Origin of the sequence: Saliphagus sp. GCM10025334 (genome assembly GCF_042663485.1) — an archaeon.
Taxonomy (GTDB): Archaea; Halobacteriota; Halobacteria; order Halobacteriales; family Natrialbaceae; genus Natronosalvus.
In genome coordinates, this window is sequence record NZ_JBHTAF010000007.1 from 87,201 (window position 1) to 101,937 (window position 14,737).

The following is a 14,737-nucleotide window of genomic DNA, read 5'->3' on the forward strand; positions in this document are numbered from 1 at the left end:
TCCTTGCCTGAGAGCGAACGGCTAGTGACAGACTTGCGTTCTGTATTTAGCATGCTGCATCTACCAACCACTGTTGAGGTTTCGCACAAAACTATGGTTTGCACCGAAAATATCTATCAGAGGGAAATCCGGATTCTCTCTCGGACAGGATGACTTTCGATTGGGGGCGCTACTGCCGATCAACAACGGAAACCTGCTCTTAAGATTAGAATTAATATTAAAACCAACCTCACCGCTGTTCCCACCCTGGTCTCGGTGATCCTGGAAGATCATCTGTAGCGTCGAGTAACTCTTCCTCAGTCGTCCAGGGACAACATCGCCCGTGGAGTTCGAAGAGACGGAAGTCGTTCAGATGCACCCAGCTGTACGATGGAACCTCGATATCGTGTTCCTCAAGCTTGGTCCTCACCGCATCGACCGAGATGTCGATTCCAGCTTGGTTTGCTCGTTCGACGAGCGCCTCGAGTTCTGCAGTCTCTGTCTCGCCATCGATGTCGGTGGCAGCTCTGATCTGCGCAGCAGCAGCGACTACATCACGTTCGTCAGTAAGGTGATCTTCCGTTTCCCACTGGTATGCGCGTGGGAAGGCGTACGCCTTTTCGAAGTACTCGGTTTCGCCCAGTTTGCCGAGTTCGTTGATCTCACCGCCCGCATCTTGCTCGAACACAGCAGCCACGTAATCACAGAGTGTCGCCGTGATATGGAACTTCACGCGGAACTCCGGAAGTCGAGGGAGGTCGATGTCTGAGAGGTCTCCAATGAGGAAGGCATATGTTCCGTATCGGCGGTTTAGCCGGTCGTTGACTGCCCGTACGCGTCGGAGATACGGATCACGGTAGCTCCCGAGGACGAGATACGCGGTTTGATCACGGTCGTAGATTGCCGGCGTCTCTTTGTTTGCCCACGAAAGGATTTGCACAGCCTCCGCCGATCCGACATCGAGCCCTCGTAAGGCCTGCTGCACAGCCCTCATAATCTCGCCCGAGTTCGGGGGAACTGACGGAGCACTCATAAGCGGGAACAGTACTGGCTGGGTAAAAGGCGTTTCTAACTGACTCAGTGTTTTGGCGATTTAATTGACTTGTTCAACCCAAACCGTTATGCAGTCGAGTCCACTACTCTACAGTATGAGCGATACGGCCCCCGAAGGGTTCGAGGATTCCTTCGCAGAGCAGCAGCGAATGCGTGAGCTGCTCTCCCAGGAGACGCGCCACCTCATCTTGCAGTTGATCCTCGGTCACCCAGCACACCTCGCGTCGTTGGCCGAACTCGACTACATGATTCCGAAGAACGAGGCGGCCATCCTCGACCAACTCGAGACGCTCCAAGAGGCAGGAATCCTTGACGTCTTCGTGCACGAACCCAACGTGTCGACGCGAGATCTCCCGTCAAAGTTCTGGGGACCGACCGAGCGCGGGGTTGAGATCCTCTACGAACATAATTTCCTGCGGGGCGTCCCTATTGCACGCGCTGTCTACGAGGAAACGAAAAAATCCGAGCGGGTGCAGCGCCACGAGGACGCACCGCGACCCACGCTTCCCAAAGCCGTGAGAGAGGCACTCGAATTCGACGAACCGGATATGGAAGAGGCTGAGGTCCCCTAGCGGTCTGTTAGGTGGGTCTCGAAGAGAGTGATTTTTCGCTGCCTTCAGGTTGGCTGGCACTTCGAGCGCCACATCCGTCACTGCGACTGTTGGAAGCGATGGTGAATGGCTGCGAGCGCCTTTTCACCTAAGTTGGTATTCATGGTGTCTTCCCGGATGACTGTTCTCTCTGAGCTACCATGGTCGCTCTAAGCTACCGTTATCTCGACGCCTTGCTGTGAGACTATGAATGGGCTGTGTTGTCCTTAATTCTAATATTAACATTAAACATTTCTGAGGGGCTCATAGAAACAAGTATGGTGCTGGGGTTGGCTCTGTTGATACCATAAATGACTAACACAAATTTTCCACGAAATACAAGGCTGTCGCAAGAAGAGAAAGGAGAGCGATTAGCGTAGTCCGATTCATCACGAGGGAAGAATTAACCGGGTTCTATGTAACTACTGGACAGGCAGCTGGTCAGAATCCCGAACTGTGAATCTTGACTCGGAGGCCAACTGCCGCAAGTGCGAGACCTCCGTAAATCAGTATGTCAAGTGGACTCAATAACCCTGCTTCGAGGAAGATTGGGATAGCGAGATAGATTCCGATACAGACGCCTGCGAGGTAGCCGAACGACCAGTATCGGGACGCATCTACAGTCATTACCGCACTCACAATTGAAACAGGAATCACCCACCAGAAGATACCTGATGGGAGCATACCTTGCTCAACCAGCAAAGGAACGAGTTCACTAATCAGGAGGGCAACAACGACGGTCTCGACAATCATCCCGAAACCTCGTTTGACACCGTGGTCCATACCTGGCATCTTGCCAGAGTATCATTGGTGTGAGAAATAGATATTTCGCTGTATTTAGCGATATAGTCACCAGGCACATCGTCCCGCCTTCGTACCCGATAGCGCTCTACGTTCAGCACGACTCCGGCAACCTTTCAGACCTCAAGTGTTCAACAAAGCTTGGGAGTTCTCACGCTTCCATCCGTAACCAATGATAGCTGAGTCACTACAGCTGACCGGTTGTTTCTAGAATTAATCTTAATATTAGGATTAATACATGGTCAGGAGACTCCCCTTCTGCTTTAACCAACAGTCTCGATACAATTGGAATAGTGTTGGTTAATTCAGTCCTTGAGGAGATCGTCGACTTGCTTCGCGGTTTCAGCTGCTTGGATGTCGGAGTACGACTCGTGGGTCGTCTCGATGCTCGCGTGTCGGAGTGCTGATTGGGCGAGTTCGGCGTGGCCGCTCGCGTAGAGCTCGTGACCAAGCCCTCGACGGGCACCGTGTGGCTTCAGGTAGTCACCGTCGACATCGAGGTCAGCACTATCACACAGCCGCTTCATCAAGTTGCGAGCACTGTTCGTCGATAGCGCTGGTGGAATGACCTCATATTCTCGGAGCACTGTATCGATATCGTTGCGTTCGAGGATGGTCTCGATCTCGCCGTCCGAAATTCCCTCGTGGGCCAGCTGCTCGCGAACGGCGCGATATTTCGACGGGGCGTGTCCACTGGGAAAGACCGGCCATTCATCGGTTGGGGGATCTAGGACAGTCCTGTACCGCTCTAATGTCGTTGCGGCCCGCTCGGGAAGCTGGGCATACTCGTATTCTCGTGACTTCCCGAGGACGCGGACAGCGCCGGCGTTGAGTTGGACGTCTCCCCAGGTGATGCCGTTCCGCTTGTCGTCTGAGGGTTCAGCGAACACCTCCGCGCCGCGAACACCAGAGAGTCCCAGGAGATAGACGACTGCTCGGTCGCGAAAGGCCCGCTCACGACTCACGTCCGCTTCTTCGTCAAGAGCGTGGTCGACACGATCGTCGACGTAGCGCATGATCGCCTGCCGCTCCTTTTCCCGCCAGAACTGCCGGTCGGCGTCACCGAGGTCCTCGGGGAGCTCGTCGGTGGCGCGCTTGGCCTTCGCCGGATTCGTATCGAGGAGTTCGTCGGCGACACAGAACGTGAGGAATGCGCGGACGTACGCGTAGTAGGTAGTTGCGGTACTCGCTTTTAGATCGCCGTCGCGGGCCCGTTTCTTGAGGTGCCGTGCGTATCGGCGGCAATCGAGGACGTTCAGATCCTCGAGGTTCGTCACACCGCGCTCCTCGCGCAGCCAGGTGCGCCACGTCGCGAGGGTCGACGCGAAGTTCTTCCGGGAGTTGCCAGCCTCGACGCTGTCGAGGTACTGCTGGATCGCCGTCTCGACCGGTGTTTCCCCGGGTGTAGCGTCGCCCTCGTCGGGTTCCATGGTTCGTGCTCGACCGACGGCGGCGACCCTAGTAAAGTTACTGTGTCAAACTCGTCTAAGAAATAGTATATTATTTGTTATGATCGGGTAGCCGGTGGAGTAGTGGGGTATTACTTGAGTTCAAATGTACACCCGAAAGTCCATGAGATCCAGGTCGCAACGAACGGACGCAATGGCAGAAAACAGTTCTCTCACCGCAACTCTAGCCGATAACCCACGACTAATGGGCGTATTGTTTACGATATGCCTCCTCCTGTCCCAGGCAGGCACCGTAGCCGCCGGCAACGGGTCCACTATCGGCTAAGGAAGGTCGGCAGAAGTGACATCAGTTGACCAGTGAAACTCGTCGTCCACAATCGCTGGAACTCTCTCAAGAGAGAGGAGATTGACGATTTCTGGCAGCGATAGCCTGATTGGCGGAAGTTCACCACCGACGAGAAAATGTTGGTCAACGCTGGGAACATAGGGCGTGTAACAGGCACCCATTGCCGGCCCAAGCGTTGGATACGTCGCTATCCGAAGCTCATATCCCTCGTCGTCCGGTGGCCGGACGACCCGCAAGAGATTCGGTGTCCCGTTCTCGGATTGCGCGACCTGGACGCCACCATCACCGATAACGGTATAGCGCCCTTCGACGGTATAGCGATGCCCCACAACTGTAAGAGCCGATCTAAGTGAATAGCCGGCATTGAGTAGCCCCGCAACGAGCTGGCCGATGGCAGTCGCGTTTGTGTTATCGACTGCGCCGTGGGTTACGATCCCACCGATGCTTCCCCCTTCGATGAGAGCCAATCCCTGATTGTAGGACCGGCACCCATTCAAGAAGAACGTATCGACACCCACGGTAGCAAGATCGGATGCGTTGAGCACCCCATCGCGACAGACGAATCCGCCATGCTCCACGTGGCCGATATAATGGAGGAAATCGAGATCTGTTGCGAGTAGGGCCCGTAGATCATCGCGGGCGAGACTCCTGTGGACGGTCACTGTAAATGGAAGTTCCTCGCGGTCACCGTAGAGATCGCCATCGCCCACCTCGGCACCCATTTGATCATCATTACAAACAACGCCGATATTGATGGGGTCACCGGTTGCTTGAGAGTCAAATCGGTTCCGGACACCGCCTAAGTGCAGATCGTTCGCATTCACAGAACGCCCCTCGCCGAACCAAGCGCGTTCGAGTGTATCGGTGGCTGAAACCCGAACATATGATAATTCCGGCGACGAATTGGCTGTGTCAGTCGGCGATATTGTAGACCTGACGAATTCCTCATATCCTGGTGGAGAGATTGGGTGGGGGTCGATCGGTTCCCGTTGCTCAACGCTGATGGTCGACAATGCGTTCGCCGCATACGGGAGAAATTCCGTCGAAGCCGGTGCTGGCGACAGATGCGTCGACAAGTACCACGTCGGAACCAGATCCAGTACCGATTCAGAGGGGATGTCCAGATAACGAGTGACGCGCTCAGAGATCGGCGCGTCATAGAGGTCTCGAAGCGGGATATCCACTCGTTCTGTGAGTTCCCGACGTTCGTGGAGGTCTAACGGATACCGCCCTACTGTCCGGACGACACAATCGAGCAAGAACATCTGCTGTAATGTTTCAGTGACGGCTCCCTGGAGACCGTCTGGCCCCTCCAGAGATCGGACGGTAGTGTCATCGGCAAGCAGGCGGGCAGTCTCACCTGGTACGACGCGAGCGCCGAGATAGTGAGCCAATGTCGCGACGGAGTACACGGCTGAGCGGGTAGGGGGTACCTCGATTTGCAAGCCTGTTTCGGGTGGAGCGACTGCCTCTGGAATTGACAGTGATTCACCAAGCTCGATCGCGGGGGGATGTCCCCGAAGGGACGGAAACGATCGCTCCGGACTGGTCGTCTTGAGCGCCGATCCAAACGTCGAAATAGCCGCCATCAGATCTTCGGGAGCAGCTGTTGTTGTGACCGTCGCCGCTGGCTGATCGTGGTACGATCGGGCTGCCAGGTCAACCGAAGTCACTTCACCGAACGAGAGATACATTGTATCGCTCGACGAGCGTATGGTCACTTGCCCCGACACCCGCAGATAGAGCTTGATTGGGGCTGCGATCTCGATTTCATATTCGGCATCAGGCAGTTCTTCCCAAGCGAAGTCGTGACACTCGGCCACCATCTCCCCGCTCGCATCACGAACTAGGACTGCTACTACATACGGCAGCTCGAGTTCCTCGACCTGACATGAAACAGCATCGTCAATTGGAGCCCGAAACCGGTTCTCCGAGCCCATTTCTAGCGTGACCGCCGGCTGAATCGACAGCGAAAACCGTCGGCCTTCAATGTGGTCGATGACGCTGATCCCAGACTTCTCGTCGCACTCGCGAATCTCGACTGTCATCCAAGAGAGAACCAGGGCGTCTCATACCCGGTCGCTGTGAGCCGCCACTGCTGCTCAATGCCGACGTCACCCATACGAAGTTCGACGACCGCATCGAATATCGGTGCGAGCGCTTCAACTTCGTCGCTGTCTGCCTCGATCGGGAGCAGGAAGTGGCCTACTCCGTTGTGATCATGAACCATATGACTGATCTCTTTGAGAACCCCGCTGGTTTGCTTGAGGTCACTTGAACCGAGCATGGCGCGGACGGAATCAACGCTAACTCTCAGTTCTCCTGGCACGCTTGGGTTAATCGCCGAAATGGTTTCGTGAACAATATCAGGAAAGGCTTTTATTCCGCCCGAAACTGGGACAATCGTCAGCCCGTGACCGCCATCGGTATTGGGCCCGTCAGAGGCTGCTGCTGTTCCTGCCCTCGCAGTTGATTGATCAACTAAGGCCGTGGCATTTGACGCAGCCAGACCCGTCATCGACAGGCGACGGCGGGCGGTCTCGAGATCTTGTCCATGGTGGATGAACACGGGAGCGCGAGCAGCATCAGGGTCGCCGAGCAACGTCGCAGCGGCTCGGTCCAACTCCTGTTCAGGAACGGTACCAACAACGAGGAGTGTCGCCCCTGCCCGCTTGAGGGCTGCGAGTGATGGCTCGACAACGATCTTCCCATCAGGACCGATCACGGCCTCGTGTCCATCGACCGAGAGGAAAAGACGACTGTCGTGACGCTCTGTTTCATCGAAAAGTGGTTGAAGAAGGCGATCGAGGGCGTCCGGATCAAGCCACTTCCGAAGCAGCTCACTGATCTCAGCTGGGGACTTAGCCGATTTGGTCGCGATTGCCTGACTAACCGACCAGAGGAGGGAACTCCTCCCCTGCCAGTCATGCTTGAGCGTTACCGCAGCTTCTCTGTGGTCCGACGATTGATCGGTCGGGTATTCTTCTATGTGTCCATCATCACGAACTAACACGGAGGCACCGTCCCACGACACCTCGATTGCTATTCGAACACCCGACTGCGAATCGGTTGGAAAGTTTGCGAGAATACGATCAACACTATCCGGGTCGATCCGATCGTTCAATGTAGATATGGTGAATGGATCAGCTCCCATTGCCGCCGCAGCTGGCGGGACGAGCACAGTGGCTGCACGTTCTACGTCAGGGTCAAAGGGCTGCGACGGGAGTGACCGCCCAGCGGTCAAAAACGGCCAACGCATCCCCCGCTTTTCGGTATCCATGCAAAGTAATCGCGATCAAGAGTTGAGTATCATTCGGTCAGTTCACACGAAGCTCATTGGCTGCCCGATGTCCTCTGATTTATAGTCGGTGACGGCGTTTTACCCCCAATGGATAACGATAGAGGAGGTTCACCATCCGCGAGTGATGAAACCCGCCGTCAGCTCGACAAACTCCTCGCCGTTCTCTCCAACCAACGTAGGCGAGATCTCCTTTATCATCTTCTCGCGGTCGAAGTTACCGATGTAGAGACTCTTGCGATAGAAATGTCAGCAGAAATTGAGAGCGTCCCGACCACCGAAGTCTCCAACGAGATTCGAGAACAGATGCAAATAAACTTGGTTCATACTGATCTTCCGAAACTAGTTGAGATCGGCGCCATCGAGTTTGATCGGCGGACTGGTGATATTCGCAGCCGAAACTTTTCGCCACTACTCGACCAGATCGTGGAAACTTGTCAGAATATCGAAATAGATGGCTAATTGGCCGAGCCGAGACAATAACATCCCACTACTATTACCAATATGCCAGATGGCTGGCTTGCAATTCAAACCGGAGAGGTCACTGAGGACCTCGATATTCATCGAAATTCGGCTCGGTATCTATTGAATAAACTTGAGGAGGACGGTCGCATTCGGAAAGAGGAGTTTCAAGTCGCATCTGAATGCCTTCCCGAGAGATCAAGCCTCGCTCGAGACAATTTCGAATCCAACTAATCCGAATCAATCTGCCTTTCGGCGGTTTTGATCGGCTGTTTCTTATTGGTCCCATTAACAGATCCAAGCAGTTCTCATCGGGCGATGTTTTACCCATGAGTTCGCCGCAAGCTGATGAATCGCCAAACAGCGCCAACCACCGGCTACGACTGACGGCACGGGACGACACCCGAAGGTGCATAACCGCCCGAAACGACCCTACCGCCATAGATCTGATCACACCCTTCACACCGCCATAATTCGGGCCAGTATGGTTTCCCACCGTTGCCTGCTACTTCCACTTTCGCACCGAGGTGGACTGTTTCTATCCAGTACAGTGAACGAGCGCGTATGCTCTCGTGCGAGTGGCGTGACTGCGACCGGATCTCGGGCTACCGGTTCAACGTCAAAAACCGACGTCGGGTCACCCAGGGCATCGAGTACTACTGCGAGCGCCACGCCCTCGAGCGGATCGAGGAGGCCAGTCGAGACCCGTGGCTCGAGATTATGTCGTCGACGAAGCGGTAGGATAGCTTATTCTCTGACGTTAGTATGTGTAGATCGAAGCATGAGCGACAACTCGAGCAACTCAAGGAGAAGCTTCAGGAAGAGAGAGAGAATTGGCATCTAAAACGAGTAGCGAGTTCGAGACAGATTCGAAAAGATGGCACTATTTCGAAGGGAAAGCAGACGGCTTTATTGACGCGGAGAAGTTTGTCGATGAACTACTCGAGCAGTAGCTAATTCGTGACTCCACGATCGTTCGTCTGCCCGTCAACGGACTGCTCGCACTCGACTGGCGGCGCTGCCGAGCTGGCCGAGCACGTCAACACCGAACATCCTGGTGAGTTCCGACGGAAAGACTGGCCTGCGACCGAAGCGGGAAGTAAAGCGCGGACTCGAGAGCAGGACGAAGAGGAGGGGTAGTTCGGCAGGAATTATCGGACTAGTTTTATTAGATATCCGAATATACTATTATCAATGTCATTCTATGAATGTGGGACAGCCGCTGGAACGGACATCTGGGCACTAATCGGTTGCTATACCCCTTACATCCCTATGGCGCTAATCATAGTATTTTTAGCGGTTCTTGTGTTCGTAATAGCACGAATGCGTTAACTTGGGATATTACTGGCCAGTTCGAAAAGATCGACGCAAAACAACGAACTCGAAATCAGTAGTCCAAACCGTCCAGTAGGTCACGTACCTCTTGTACGTCCAAACCGTCCAAACCGTCCAAACCGTGCTCGATGACCAGCGGGTAGAAGTGACGGTTCTTCTCGAGTTCTTTACCGAACTCGCGCTCGTACTCCGCGCTTAGAATCTTGTACTGGAGGCCCATCTCCTTTTTCTGCGCTTCCGGGAGGTACAGATACGTCCCAACCTGTTCGTCTTTGATAGACGGTTTGTCCGTCTCGCCCGTCTCTTCCATCTCGCCTGGTTTGTCTGTCTGTGACGGTTTGGACGGTTTTGATTGTTTTGACGGCCGTGGCGTTTCGGACGGTTCGTCCGTCTTGTCCGCTTTGGACTGGACGGCCTCTTTGGATTTGTTTCGGCGCTCTCGAAGCCGGTTGGCTCGATCGCTCATGCTCGCACCTCTGTTTCTTCAAAACCGAATTGGCTATCCAAACCGTCCGCGATATCCAAAAAGACGTCGCACATATCGCTCTCTGGATTGTACTCGAGAAGGGACACGCCCTCCTCGAGCGCGTACTGGACGTCCGCTCGCTCACGGACGCGCCACACAGGAACATCGTCGAACGCAGCATCGATCCACTCGACCATCTCTAGTGCCTGGTTCTTTCGCACGTCGATACGGTTCGCGACGACGCCGACCTCGCTGATCTCGATCTCGTAGTCTAACTCAAGCATCTCGACGTGATCGAAGAGGAGCTCGAACGCGCGCTTACTCGTCGATTCGGCGAGTGCCGGAATCAGAATATTCTGGGTAGCGTATAGCGCATTATCGGTGAGATTCCCAAGGTTTGGAGGCGAGTCCACAATGATGTAATCGTAGTCGTCCTCGACGTATTCGAGCAGGATATCGAGTTGTTCGCCACCGCGCCTCGAGAGCGTCAGTTCGGGTTCGGCAGCCGTCATGTCGATATTCGACGGCAGGACGTCCATCTCGGGATGCTCTTGAATGATCTGGGTGACGTATTCTCGCTTCTCCGCGTCGGTGAGACAGTCGAACAGGCTCGGCGGTTCCTTATCGTACGCCTCTGGCATTCCGAGATCCTCGGTCGCGTTACCCTGTGGATCGATGTCGACGAACAGTACGTTTCTCCCGCGTGCGTTGAGTGCCCCGGCGACGTTGATCGCGACGGTCGTCTTTCCGACGCCACCCTTTTGGTTTGTCACTGCTATCTTTGCCGTCTGTGTCATACAAACTGGTTTGTACGGGCAAGATATAAAAGCTTGTCAGACAGTTCCAGTAGATTATATCCCATCGAGCGGCCAACGGCAGCGAGACATCCACAGGACGACCTCCTCGTGATCGAAGCGCACGCCGAGTATTCCCGCTCGCGTTCTGAGTCAATATTCAGCCAGAATTGCACGACGAGTGCCTCTCGTTTACAATCTGGCCGTTAGAATAATACCGACCCGGCCGAGACTGTCGATTGCGCGGGGAGGGGGACATCGCCAGCCCAGGTGTTGCTGCGGATCCTCCAACCACCAATCATCATTTCCCCGCGTTTGAACACCAACGCCCTCGATCATTGAGGCGGTTTTGAAGATACTACCGCAGTCCGCAGCAGTGTCGTCACTCGATACCGACATCAACGACGTCGGCACACTCACTCACTAGCTCACGGATATCGTCAGCGGCCCCCGCATCGATTGCAGCGACAATTCCCTCGGTTTCGCCAACGACGAAGTGAAGCTCTGTTGCATCTTTGAAAAAGCGGGTGATTGCGAGTAATCGTCCATGCGCATACAGCGACTCCTGGTGTGGCGTATCCAGTGCTTCTAATCGGTTATCGCGGAAGACTCGCTGGAGATCGCCACAGTCGTATGCTGACTCGACATCATCCCGGGCGAACAGGAAGTCGGTCTCTTCGGGCGTATAGTATCCAACGCTCCGCAGATCGTCGTCAAACTCCTCCTCCAGGTAGCCGAGGAGTTCGCCCGCCGTTTCTTGTGCCATATCGAGTGAATTAACAGCCTTTGATAATAAGAATGTAGGCTACCGCTGAGTGATGCCTCTACCATTTTGAGCTGCTGAATCCTCAAGAAATCGCATATCACTACCTTGTAAATGGTGTTGACATATGTGATGGCAAATATCGTCACTCAGCCAGAACAGTTGGGAGCAATCGGTCTCCCCGGCGAATACATTGCTGCGCTCAGGATTGCGACGAGTAATGTTCTACAGCGAGCTCAAGGAGCGCCTGAAGGGCGCGAGTAGGTCGGGGTAGTTCACGTTTCGTCTCCCTCTTCTGGCTCTTCGATTATTTTTGCGATAGTGAGAAGGGCGTCAAATTCCTCGGGCGAACCCTGTGCCTGAATAACCCCTTGTTCTTTGTCATACTGGATGAACTCAACTTCAGCAGATTTTGGAAGGTGTACGTGTTTCAGGTCAATGGCGATTTTTTCGAACCGATCAATACTCCCATCTGTCTCCGACGGGTCGTCTTCCCATTTCTCTATTTTTTTTCACCAGTTCAGAAACGGCTACTGGTCCGTCTTTTTCGTAGAGACAATACAAAGCATATCGCCGTCTTTGATCTTCCAACAATTCAAAGACTTCGTCTAATGCAACCATATGCAATATTTGCCGTGTTAGCATTTAACGCTCCCTATCGCCACGTTCTCACGTCATTCTCGTATAAGTACATGCGATAGCTCCGCCCCGCTGAACCAACTATTCGCTAGGCGTCGAACGGTCAAAGAGAACATTAGGGGTCTATTCATCACTGACTACGATCTCGTCTCCCTCAATCTGGACTTCGTAATCGTCGACAGAGAAGGCGACCGAAACGTGGTCAGAAGAGGAGACGAGTGCATCGAGAGCGTCCGGATCGACTTGATCAAACAATGTTGTATCGAGAGCGTCCGAAACGTCGGTTATTTCGACGTCTTCAGCATGCGCAACGGCGTCGATTACGGCAATGCTCGGTCTCGTAACCGAGCAGTCGTATTCCTCCCGTACCGAACCGCTATCTCCATCGTTACCCCCCATACATCTCCTTGCAACTTCAGAGGGAAATATTTGCCGCCAAATGACAGAGAGCGTGATTCTCAACCAGTCTACTACGCAGTTTCTCTATAGCACAACTATCACTGCCAGTCAAGTCTCTCGTGTTCAGACATTATTCAATCGTACAAACTTCAGACGAACGCCTGCCTGCTAAAACCGGACTCATCGAATAAACTCAATCAGCTTGCGCTGGTGATTGAAGATTCTGGCTAAGAACTGTCCACTTACCTCCAAAGGGGAACTAAGAGGTCTTTGTCGATTGGTTGAATGGCTGCTCCCTCACATTTTGTGAAGCCCAAGTTTCGTGACTGCACCGATTGAGAGTCCCGCAATCCCAAGTAAAACGATGATAGGAACCCCAATCGAGAGCGTTGTTCCCAGCAATGGACTGAACGTTATATCAGCACCCGCTAGCATCTCTCGAACGACGTGGCGGCCAACGAAATAGAACTGAATGCCGAGTCCAATACCGAGCAGTGCAAAGACCGGTAATATTCGACGTCCCATACCCTATAATCGAACACCCCACTATAGAGGCCTCTGGCCACTCTACAACCATATGTCAAGAACTATGTGGGTGACTCTCTCGCTTGATCGAGTTGCGTTCTAATATTGGGCATAAGCAATTACAACGATTCTCAGAAATTGTGCAGTCACCTTCGCAGGTGGGGTACGATCATCTAATCCGACTCTTTTTATCCAATCGGGCGGCCAACGCCGGCGATGCACCCACAGGACGACCTCCTCGTGATCGAAGCGCTCGTCGAGTATTCCCGAACCCGTCGCGACCACGCACCCGACCGGAGCGAGCGCGCCTACGCGATCGCCGACACGATGGCCGCCGAGCACGGGCTGGGGCTCGAAGATGCGATACGGCAGATCGAGTAATTGAACCCCCCAGAACTAGTAGTGGGCCAACATATTTATGTAACGAACAGTCCTCTGTGCGGTTATGTTCCGACGAAAACTATTGGCAACTGGTGGGACTCTCCTCTCGCTTACGATTGCGGGCTGTGCCTCAAGCGACGACGGCAACGGTGACCGAGAGGAAGGGGCAACTGACGACGGCAACGGAAACGGGAATGGAAACGGAGAGGATTCGGGCAACGGAAACGGCGACGATAGCAGTCAGGAGAGTAGCGACGATGATGGCAGTGCCGAAGAGGAGAAGCAGGTCGAAGTTCTCGAACATGAATGGTACAACAATGGTTCCTACGACGCGGGTGTGAAGGGCCGTCTGGAGAACGTTTCTGGCGAGGAGCTCTCCTATGTCGGCATCGAGGTGTTCTTCCTCGATGAGGAAGGGACCCAAATCGGAGAAGGACTGGATAACACGACCGATCTTGCTGAAGGCCGGGTGTGGGAGTTTGATGCGGGCTATCTCGATGATGACCCCCAGCGCGTGGACAGTTACGAGATAAAGCCCGATGTAATGAATTACTGAGCTCCATCATCGACGAGTTATCGCCTTAGTTCAAGGTATATATACCATCCGTGACTTTTTACTCTCGGAGAAATATCAGAATCCATGGCAAACTACGATGAACACGCACGGTGGGGGAAGTATGCTGCAATCGGTGCAGGCCTCCTCGCTTGTGCACTTGTATACAGGAGCACGAGAGATCCAAGATGGGCAATCGGTCTCGGTGGAATAGTCTCCTTCTTAGTATTCGTGTTCTCAATCTTCCCCGATACCGATCACCCCCAATCGATTCCATACCGGCGAGCGGTAATTCTCGCAAAAATCGGAATTCTTGGTGTAGGCGGTTATTTCGTCTATATCGGGTTCGACAAGGTGTTGGCGTACGTTTCGGCGACGGTTGCAAATCTCGTCCCAGATGTTTCGCCTGCTGCATTGACTATCGGAATTATCGCGCTTACCATGCTTGTTGCGATGGCGCTTGTCCCCGACTTCATAAATCGGGCAACGGGCTCTCACCGGGAGTGGACACACAGCTGGTCTGCTGGCGTGGTAATAGCACTGAGTCTCGCCTCGACAGGTGTCGTCGGCTTATCACAATATGGGGTTGAAACGCCCTTCCCGATCGAATACCTCGGAATTGCAATTGTCGCAGCGGTGTTATTTGGACTCGCAATCCACTTCTACCGGGATGGAATCCTATTCGGAAAGTAGCGTAAGTACCCCCTCCGTTTCCTATCCGTCCGCTAACAGGCGTCAGACGTTGATATCTTGGGTATTAGCATCTAGGAGTAGAGACGCGCAAAGATATAGCGGCATACGGTACATGACGGCCTACAAACACCCCAATTCCAACGATTTCTGGACTCTCACAGCCTGAAACCATATTTCGATTAACCCCAACAGTACACAGCACATTAGACCAATAGTCTGCGGTGGATTTACTAGGGTTGCCGCTGTCTGGT

Annotated in this window: 18 protein-coding genes; 7 read left to right on the forward strand and 11 right to left on the reverse strand. The window is 53.9% G+C overall.

What is annotated here, in order from left to right:
- Positions 1–229: 229 nt before the first annotated feature.
- Positions 230–1,012 (reverse strand): DUF8170 family protein, encoded by a 783-nt coding sequence (locus ACFQO4_RS19470; protein WP_312912755.1) that lies wholly within the window; start codon positions 1,010–1,012, stop codon positions 230–232.
- Between the two features lie 115 nt (positions 1,013–1,127).
- Between ACFQO4_RS19470 and ACFQO4_RS19475 the strand changes: the two genes are divergently transcribed.
- Positions 1,128–1,604, forward strand: a complete 477-nt coding sequence (locus tag ACFQO4_RS19475) for an ArsR family transcriptional regulator (protein WP_312912754.1) — start codon at positions 1,128–1,130, stop codon at positions 1,602–1,604.
- Positions 1,605–2,063: 459 nt separating this feature from the next.
- Here ACFQO4_RS19475 and ACFQO4_RS19480 read toward each other — a convergent pair whose 3' ends face one another.
- Positions 2,064–2,375: a hypothetical protein gene (locus ACFQO4_RS19480; RefSeq protein ID WP_254538597.1), complete on the reverse strand. Its 312-nt coding sequence runs from the start codon at positions 2,373–2,375 to the stop codon at positions 2,064–2,066.
- Positions 2,376–2,728: 353 nt separating this feature from the next.
- Entirely contained in the window at positions 2,729–3,853 is a 1,125-nt protein-coding gene (locus ACFQO4_RS19485) for a tyrosine-type recombinase/integrase (RefSeq protein ID WP_312912753.1), read from the reverse strand.
- Positions 3,854–4,025: 172 nt separating this feature from the next.
- On the opposite strand from ACFQO4_RS19485, the gene ACFQO4_RS19490 reads away from it, so the two are divergent.
- A complete protein-coding gene (locus ACFQO4_RS19490) occupies positions 4,026–4,157 on the forward strand; it encodes a DUF7503 family protein (RefSeq protein ID WP_425499366.1) in 132 nt (43 codons plus the stop codon).
- On the opposite strand, the gene ACFQO4_RS19495 is transcribed toward ACFQO4_RS19490, so the two are convergent.
- Together ACFQO4_RS19495 and ACFQO4_RS19500 are read right to left on the reverse strand one after the other, a co-directional pair.
- The gene (locus ACFQO4_RS19495) at positions 4,154–6,226 is read right to left on the reverse strand and encodes a hypothetical protein (RefSeq protein WP_312912752.1); all 2,073 of its coding nucleotides are present in this window, start codon (positions 6,224–6,226) and stop codon (positions 4,154–4,156) included. The genes ACFQO4_RS19490 and ACFQO4_RS19495 overlap by 4 nt on opposite strands.
- Positions 6,223–7,458: a DUF7504 family protein gene (locus ACFQO4_RS19500; protein WP_500262482.1), complete on the reverse strand. Its 1,236-nt coding sequence runs from the start codon at positions 7,456–7,458 to the stop codon at positions 6,223–6,225. The genes ACFQO4_RS19495 and ACFQO4_RS19500 overlap by 4 nt, the downstream gene beginning before the upstream one ends.
- Positions 7,459–7,566: 108 nt before the next feature.
- Between ACFQO4_RS19500 and ACFQO4_RS19505 the strand changes: the two genes are divergently transcribed.
- Both ACFQO4_RS19505 and ACFQO4_RS19510 read left to right on the forward strand, forming a co-directional pair.
- Complete coding sequence (locus ACFQO4_RS19505) at positions 7,567–7,938, forward strand: DUF7344 domain-containing protein (protein ID WP_312912750.1); 372 nt, start codon at positions 7,567–7,569, stop codon at positions 7,936–7,938.
- A gap of 564 nt (positions 7,939–8,502) precedes the next feature.
- Positions 8,503–8,679 carry a hypothetical protein gene (locus tag ACFQO4_RS19510; RefSeq protein ID WP_312912749.1) on the forward strand — a complete coding sequence of 59 codons (177 nt, stop codon included), beginning with the start codon at positions 8,503–8,505 and terminating at the stop codon, positions 8,677–8,679.
- 646 nt (positions 8,680–9,325) lie between these two features.
- Here the strand turns inward: ACFQO4_RS19510 and ACFQO4_RS19515 are convergent.
- From ACFQO4_RS19515 to ACFQO4_RS19540, 6 genes are all read right to left on the reverse strand, one after another.
- Positions 9,326–9,739 carry a DUF8160 family protein gene (locus ACFQO4_RS19515; protein WP_312912747.1) on the reverse strand — a complete coding sequence of 138 codons (414 nt, stop codon included), beginning with the start codon at positions 9,737–9,739 and terminating at the stop codon, positions 9,326–9,328.
- Entirely contained in the window at positions 9,736–10,536 is an 801-nt protein-coding gene (locus tag ACFQO4_RS19520) for a ParA family protein (RefSeq protein WP_312912746.1), read from the reverse strand. Before ACFQO4_RS19520 ends, ACFQO4_RS19515 begins: the two co-directional genes overlap by 4 nt.
- A gap of 379 nt (positions 10,537–10,915) precedes the next feature.
- Positions 10,916–11,299 carry a DUF7522 family protein gene (locus ACFQO4_RS19525; RefSeq protein WP_312912745.1) on the reverse strand — a complete coding sequence of 128 codons (384 nt, stop codon included), beginning with the start codon at positions 11,297–11,299 and terminating at the stop codon, positions 10,916–10,918.
- Between the two features lie 272 nt (positions 11,300–11,571).
- Positions 11,572–11,802 carry a DUF7344 domain-containing protein gene (locus ACFQO4_RS19530; RefSeq protein ID WP_500262491.1) on the reverse strand — a complete coding sequence of 77 codons (231 nt, stop codon included), beginning with the start codon at positions 11,800–11,802 and terminating at the stop codon, positions 11,572–11,574.
- Positions 11,756–11,941: a DUF7344 domain-containing protein gene (locus tag ACFQO4_RS19535; protein ID WP_500262483.1), complete on the reverse strand. Its 186-nt coding sequence runs from the start codon at positions 11,939–11,941 to the stop codon at positions 11,756–11,758. Before ACFQO4_RS19535 ends, ACFQO4_RS19530 begins: the two co-directional genes overlap by 47 nt.
- Before the next feature lie 117 nt (positions 11,942–12,058).
- Entirely contained in the window at positions 12,059–12,334 is a 276-nt protein-coding gene (locus ACFQO4_RS19540; protein ID WP_500262484.1) for a HalOD1 output domain-containing protein, read from the reverse strand.
- 741 nt (positions 12,335–13,075) lie between these two features.
- Between ACFQO4_RS19540 and ACFQO4_RS19545 the strand changes: the two genes are divergently transcribed.
- From ACFQO4_RS19545 to ACFQO4_RS19555, 3 genes are all read left to right on the forward strand, one after another.
- Positions 13,076–13,240, forward strand: a complete 165-nt coding sequence (locus ACFQO4_RS19545) for a hypothetical protein (protein ID WP_312912744.1) — start codon at positions 13,076–13,078, stop codon at positions 13,238–13,240.
- Positions 13,241–13,304: 64 nt separating this feature from the next.
- Positions 13,305–13,796 (forward strand): FxLYD domain-containing protein, encoded by a 492-nt coding sequence (locus ACFQO4_RS19550; protein WP_312912743.1) that lies wholly within the window; start codon positions 13,305–13,307, stop codon positions 13,794–13,796.
- An 84-nt stretch (positions 13,797–13,880) separates the two neighbouring features.
- Positions 13,881–14,486 (forward strand): hypothetical protein, encoded by a 606-nt coding sequence (locus ACFQO4_RS19555; RefSeq protein ID WP_312912742.1) that lies wholly within the window; start codon positions 13,881–13,883, stop codon positions 14,484–14,486.
- Positions 14,487–14,737 lie beyond the last annotated feature (251 nt).